This is a genomic window from Methylothermaceae bacteria B42 (assembly GCA_001566965.1).
In the GTDB taxonomy this organism is placed as follows: domain Bacteria; phylum Pseudomonadota; class Gammaproteobacteria; order Methylococcales; family Methylothermaceae; genus Methylohalobius.
On sequence record LSNW01000027.1, the window covers coordinates 1 to 4763 of the forward strand.

Sequence of the window (4763 nt, forward strand, 5' to 3'; positions counted from 1 at the left end):
TGCAGGTATTTGCCATTCGACTTTCTGAGAAGCCTCAAATACAGCCTCATAAAAATCGGCTTCCTCGGATTGATTGTGGTACAGGGGTTTTGGCATGACCTCCAGCCGAAGCGCCTCGCTGACGAGGTATTGTCGTTCCGGGTCGTCCAGAATCTTCAAGGCGCGCCGGCCCAGCTCACCTTCCCCCTTGAACGCCGCAATCAACACACCAGCATCCAGATAAGTGCGCTTAGGCACTTTCTACACCCCCTCGGCGGGAACGCACTTCCTCCTCCAGGGCATCTGCGGACAACAACCTGCCCCCTTTGGATAGATAAGCATGACGAAGCGCTACCAATCGCCTCCCCAGTTCGGTACGCGGTTTGTAGTTTGCTGTTACTACATCGGTTACTACACTACTCATGGTTAGCGAATTACCCGCAATATAAATCCCGTTTCGGAGAAGGCCCTTCAGCGAAGAACCAGGAACCCAATCCGCATGGTGTTCGTTAACATCTATTACCGTTGAATAGCGTGCCGGTTCGGGTGGCACATCGGGCATCGTTATCATCATTGCTCGTATTCCGGTTGCATTTTTTCAATTGAGCTGGCCGTGAGAATCTGTCGAAAGAAGATGTCTTTGGATTGCCCGTGCAGATCCTCCAGTTCCTGCAACGCTTGTTGCAGATCTGCGGGAGGCGACATCGATAGGGTTTCCAGATCGACCAGCGTCCCTTCCAAAACCTCGTCTGGAAGATTCGCCTTCGCAGGCGTTACGATTTGAACAACATGAACCCACGAGTTCACTGGTATCTCCAGGCGAAGCTGGCAGTTATTTTGCCTGATTTCATGATCCCCCAACTCGACCTTGAGTTTAAGCGCTGTCAGGTCAGGCGGTGGCGCCAGTGTCAGCAAATCAAGATAACGTAGTGAATGGCGCTGGATATTTGCAACCAGGCCGCTTTTCTGGAGAATAGCAACAAGTTTTGTGATTTCCTCCCTGAAGAATTCCCATCCCACATATGGTTTCCGGCAGTTCAGCGTGACGACCCGATCCCCGACTTGCCACCGGAAAGGAGCCCCGGGCTCCTCCATCATTACCTTGGCGACAAAACGCAGATTGGGGTCAACCTGCGCCACGGGCGCGGGAATGTCCGCTGCTGGCAGCCGGCTCAACGAAAGGTTGGGGTATCGAATTTTTAGTTCGGAGAAAAGCACCCCCGGCAAAACATCGCCGATGGCAGGGCTTTCAAACTGGAGTTGCCAGATGGCCTCTATCAGTGGCTCCTTTTCTAATTTTGTGGGAACGGCTTCCATCATTTCTCTCCAAACGAGTGACGTTTATTGATAGGTCATCCATTATTTCTTTAGTACTGTGTTACAAGATAACGCCTGAAAGTTGCCAGATATGCCTCCAACGCTGACCAATTCGCCTTGGATGGTTACCAGATAAGTCCCATAGGTTACTGATAAGATATCTAGGTTACTAGATTGAGGCGTGTTCATTCGTCCCGATCACCAAACAGATCAAGCATCGGCAGTTCGGAAGAGGCGGCTTTCTCCCGCCGAGCACGGGGCCGTAGCAGGTCGCTCTGTGCCACGTCACCCAGCGCATGACGCAAGGCCAGACGCCAGCCCTTACCACCGTCGGTAACCCGGCCCGTGGTCATGGCGGTCATGCCAAAGAGCCACCAGCGTTCTTCCGGCCGCAAGGCGAGCCAATTGCGAACCGCCACGGGGATCTTTTCCATTTCCATGTCTTCCACCGCCCAGGCCAGAACGCAAAGCTCCTTGCCCAGCAACCGATCCACCGGGTTTTCTCCCACCTTCCAGGCGGAGGTCTTGAGACCGTGGACCTTGAGCCGGGCATTGAAGGCACGCTGCGCTTCATTGCGGATGGCCGTCCAGCGTGGGCGTTCCAGCAACACCCGGTCGATGACGGCAAATTCATCGCTGGATGCCTGAAGCCCCAGATATTCGCTGATCTGTACCTTACCGGTGTTGGACCGGGGAATGATGACCTTGAAATGATGTGGATCAGAGGTGGCCGGCACGCCGAAGCCAAGGGTGGCCTTCGGCTTTTCAGACTTACCCCGTCGTGCACCTGTGGCTGATCTGCGTGCCGCCGTAGCCCTTGGCATGACCTACTCCTCCTGTACCACGTCGCCGGGGCGCAATTCGATGCCGGCGATTTTGGCGAATTCCTTGGCCTCGAACCCGTTTTCGAACTGCACACCGTCAGTGATGGTGATGGCTACAGCAGCATCATCCTCTTGTAGTACCGAGCGCAGGCTGTTGACGACACCCTCAATCATGGCGGCGGTGATTTCCCGTTCCTGAAAGCGAACAGTAACCGTGTTTTCTCCTTCGCCGATTTCGATGCGTACACCCTTGAAGCGGGTAGCGGGCTGATCCTTGAAGTGGTTGATGACGCTGAATACCCGATCCGTAGTATCAAGCGCCACTCGCTTGCTGCTGCTGAGTCGCGCCGGCTTGGCTTCATCGATATGCACGGTTTTGTCGCCACTGGCCGGGATCTGGAAGTCCGCGGTCTTGGTGGCCTCACCAGCGCGAGCATAGACCAACAGGCGCGCGGCTTCCGGCCCGATTTCGAACGGGCCTTCATAGAGAAGGCCGTCCTTGGGGTTGGAGCCGTCGAGGGTATAGGTCATCTCGGCATTGGGGGTGCATTGCAGTGTCACCCGGCGCTTGTCGCCGGCTGGATCGACCTGGTGACGGATCTTGAGATCCGCTACCCAGCGCACCGGTGGCCCACTTTCATACTGCCCGGTCGGATCCTTGACCCAAAAGTAGAGGGTGCCTTCACGGATAGTGAAGTTGTCCAGGTCTTCCACTTGTGGGTCTCTTTCTGAAACCTGCGCCTTCGTCGAATAGTAAATGACGGGGCTTTCACCGGCATGGCGGGGGGTCAGACTGAGAATCGTCTCACCTGTTTCCGGATTTGTACCGAGTACTGTGACATTGACAGTGGTTTTTTCCTTGGGAAAGGGGCCCTTTTCAATGTAGCCGTCCTCGCCCAGGCGCCAACGCCCTTGCTTCAGGGCTTCGGTCTTGAGAGTGTCCATGCCGCTGGTACCCGGCATCCATGGCCAGGCTGGGTTGCTTTTGGCACGGCTGACCACGTCCTTCCACGGCGTCCGACGATTATCCTTGCCAGATGGCCAGAGGTACTCCTCGGCCATGGCGAAGTATTCGTTGAAGTTTTCGGTGAGGTCCAGCGCGAGCCTGTAGTTGGCACGCGGACTGGCCAACAAGGCCTCGATCTGGGCCTCGGCTGACTGGTCGCCTTCTCCAAGTTTCAGGCCGTTATCGATAGTGACAGGTGCTAGGAATTCCCGACCGTCAATCTCATCCACGCTTGGAAAGTAAAGGCGGTTGTACGCAGCGGAGAGGGCTTTGTTGAAGCGGTCCTCGGCCTCTTCCAGACGGTCACGGGCTTCTTCATAGAGGGTATCGCCGGGCTTGAGTCGTTTGTAGATTTGTTCGATGGCGTAGAGTTCGCGCAGGCGGTCCTCCACCGCATCGGCCAAGTGGCTATCCTGCCCGGTCAATACCAGGAGGTTGTTCTTCTCTTGCTGATAATCAAAGAAGTTCTGCAATTCACTGGGAGGGACCTTGCCATCGGGTTTGATGACAATGAGCACCCGTGGGCCACTGAGTTTCAATTCATCCAGTTGTGGAAGAACATGAACTTCCTGATAGGCGTTACGACGCACTGGCTGCAGAATGCCGGTGAGACGATTGATCAACGCCTGATCGACCTTGGGTTGTGGTACCTCCTTGGCGTTGCGCTCGATCTGGCGCGAGAGGTTCTCGGTCTCCTTGATGAAAAAGCGCTGTTCCTCACGATGGAGGTACCAGGCCTGTTCACGCAATCGTTGCAGGGCCTCGAGAAATTCGTCCGGTTTACGGTTAGGCGCTGCCAGGAACTCAATGATTTCACTTTCGGATAGGCCAATCCGGCCGCCTACAGCCCGGGACAACGACGAGGCCAGGAGCAGGGTCATTACCTGTTTCGCCGCATCCGACCCCAGTTCGTCATCGATCGTCTCCGCAATGGCATTGCCATTGTCTGCAATATCTCGCGTGACCGCTGGCATCAGCTTCGGTGCGATGCGCTCGATCTCGTCTTTGACCTGGTCGTCATTGAGGTCGAGGTGCTGAGTGCCGATAAGAAATACACCGTCGGTTTCGCGCTGCTCGACGCTCTTGAGCAATCGAGCGGTGAACTGCATCAGGCCGCGCGTCTGACGGAAACCTTCATTCTCCTTGAACAAAGCAACGAGATGTTTGAAAGAGGGATGGAATGGGTAGGTCTCCCGAACTTGCTCGGCAATCTGCTCGATGCTGGCGGCTACAATGTAGCCACCATCTTCAGCTTTTTTGACCTGCTGGGCATATTCCTCGGCAATGTCCGCAATAGTACGCTCGTCGGGAAGCTCGTCGATCAAGCGTTTCTTGAGGATCTCGTAGATTTCATTGCCTGCCAGTTGGACAGGCGTAATGGTCATGGCCTGGCGGCGAGTTTCCTGTTGCAGGTTGTCAACGGCTTCGGCCAGTGCCTTGGTTTGCGCCTTGTAGCTGCCTGAGAGATTGGCGATGACGATGGCACAGTTCGGCAGTTCCAGGGCCGCAGTCATTAATGAGCTGAGGCTGTACACAACCATATCGGCCAGGGTGCCCTTGCCAAACATCTGGGTGCTTGCGTTTTGCAGGTAAGGCGGCAGCTCGTCCAGAAGAATCAAGGTCGGCTGGTCGCCGAT

Annotated in this window: 4 protein-coding genes and 1 pseudogene; all 5 read right to left on the bottom strand. The window is 55.6% G+C overall.

What is annotated here, in order from left to right:
* Positions 1–237, bottom strand: a pseudogene (locus tag AXA67_08735) (PIN domain-containing protein).
* Positions 230–553, bottom strand: coding sequence for a hypothetical protein (locus AXA67_08740; GenBank protein ID KXJ40669.1), 324 nt, complete (start codon positions 551–553; stop codon positions 230–232). Before AXA67_08740 ends, AXA67_08735 begins: the two are co-directional and overlap by 8 nt.
* The gene (locus AXA67_08745) at positions 550–1296 is read right to left on the bottom strand and encodes a hypothetical protein (GenBank protein ID KXJ40670.1); all 747 of its coding nucleotides are present in this window, start codon (positions 1294–1296) and stop codon (positions 550–552) included. Before AXA67_08745 ends, AXA67_08740 begins: the two co-directional genes overlap by 4 nt.
* 185 nt (positions 1297–1481) lie before the next feature.
* Positions 1482–2120, bottom strand: coding sequence for a hypothetical protein (locus tag AXA67_08750; GenBank protein KXJ40671.1), 639 nt, complete (start codon positions 2118–2120; stop codon positions 1482–1484).
* A 3-nt stretch (positions 2121–2123) separates the two neighbouring features.
* Positions 2124–4763 (bottom strand): AAA family ATPase (locus tag AXA67_08755; protein KXJ40672.1); only part of this gene is annotated, 2640 nt, incomplete at its 5' end.

Excerpts from the sequence above, each read along its gene's own strand:
- AXA67_08740 (KXJ40669.1), bottom strand. The coding sequence starts at position 553 with ATGATGATAACGATGCCCGATGTGCCACCCGAACCGGCACGCTATTCA.
- AXA67_08745 (KXJ40670.1), bottom strand. The coding sequence starts at position 1,296 with ATGGAAGCCGTTCCCACAAAATTAGAAAAGGAGCCACTGATAGAGGCC.
- AXA67_08750 (KXJ40671.1), bottom strand. The coding sequence starts at position 2,120 with ATGCCAAGGGCTACGGCGGCACGCAGATCAGCCACAGGTGCACGACGG.